The 1,646-nt window shown below is 57.3% G+C and carries 1 protein-coding gene; it reads right to left on the bottom strand.

The window, feature by feature from the left end; translation table 11 throughout:
* On the bottom strand, positions 1-1,510 hold a 1,510-nt coding region (locus SPL01S_RS24085), incomplete at its 3' end, for a S8 family peptidase (protein ID WP_155729019.1).
* Positions 1,511-1,646: the final 136 nt, after the last annotated feature.

The raw sequence follows: 1,646 nt of genomic DNA, 5'->3' as shown, positions 1-1,646 counted from the left end.
AAGTATTAGCCCCGGTCAGCACCAGCGCGCCCTCCCCCTCTTTGGTCAGGCCGCCGTGGCCGGAAATGTTATTTGAGTACACTTCCCACCCACAGTGGAAGTCATCACAAATGCGCGCATGCAGCGTGCCTTGATCGACCTCCGCCCCCAGACCTGGAATATTGGCGACAAACTGCGTTGAACCGTAAGCCACGCCGGCCGGATCGGGAATACGGAACTCCTGCGGAATATCTTCAACGGTATAGAACATCCCCGGCCCGTTAATCGCTTTGCCCAGGTTGATCATCCCCCAGCCGTACAGCGCATCGATGCCCGGCGCGCCCATATCGGTGGCGGTAGTCTTTAACACGTCGGCAATCTGCGCCGACGTCATGTACGGAAAACGCTGCAACAGCACCGCTACCGCGCCGGTCACGTGCGGCGTCGCCATTGAGGTGCCGCTTTTAATGCCGTAGTCCGAGACCAATTGATTTGGATCTGAACCGTTAGCCACGGTGCTATAGATTTTACTGCCCGGGGCAGCAACGCAGAAACTGGCCGTATAGCCGCAGCGTGAAGAGAAGGTGCTGATACTGTAGTCGCCGGTTTTCGTCGGATCCTGAATACTGGCAACCGACAACCAGTTAGGCGCAATATCCGGCACAAAATAGGCCAGGCCGCTGATCACATCCGGTTGGTTGTAGTTACCGTCGTTCCCGGCAGCAAACAGCACCAGAATGTTGTTACGGGCAGCATCGATCGCCCCCTGATACCCCGCACCGGCCAGGCTGCCGAGCAGCGGTTTGACCTGATCAAACTGTTCCTGCGCATCTTTTAACTCGAAATGCAGGGCCTCGGGTTTACCGCCATTATCCGAAAGGAAGTCAGGGATACTAACGCCCCAACTGTTGTTGATCACCCGTACGCCGTTGTTGATCATCGCCTGCCAACCTGCGTTGGTCACGCTGCCGTCCAACCCGAGGAACTCCCCGTAAGCCGGGCCATCATTGTCGTTGTCCACGCTGATGATCTGCGAATCAAAGGCAACGCCGTGCATGCCGGTACCGTCGCGATTGGCGGCAGTGATACCCGCCACATGGACCCCGTGATTACTCAGCAAACCTTGTGAACCGCTGTAAAAATGGAAAGCGCCGTCGAAATAAAAATAGTCGCCGGCCTTAACCCCCTCCCGATGCGGATCGGTATAGGCGCGATAGCCTTCGGTCACCACGTTGGTCAGCTTGCCGTCACCGGCAAATTCAGGATGCTTGTTCACCGGGGTATCGAAGATCCCCACCTTTTGCCCTTTGCCGGTATAGCCCGCCGCATAGGCCTCATCGGCATGGATCGCGCCCAGCCCCCAGTCAGCCTTGAATTCATCGCTACGCCAACTGGCCGGATCGCCTGGGTTGCCGCCCACCTCATGCGGGGCCGCCTGCGCCCCTCCCGCCGCCAGCATTGCGCACAGCAAGGCGTTCAGTTTCCAGGTTAGCGCCAATGCCGATTTATTGTTTCCTGCAGATTGCTTCATTCCCTTATCCTTTTTATTTTGCGTAAAACCGCCCCAGGCGGGGCGGCTGCTCCGTTGGTTTTTTTAAGATCAGAAATGCCAGGTAAAACCGGCGTTGACGCTGTTGTCCTGATGGTTTTGCGACAACAGGCCGCCA

Source organism: Serratia plymuthica NBRC 102599 (assembly GCF_001590925.1).
Classification (GTDB): Bacteria; Pseudomonadota; Gammaproteobacteria; order Enterobacterales; family Enterobacteriaceae; genus Serratia; species Serratia plymuthica.
This window is presented reverse-complemented; position numbering and strand designations above follow the sequence as displayed.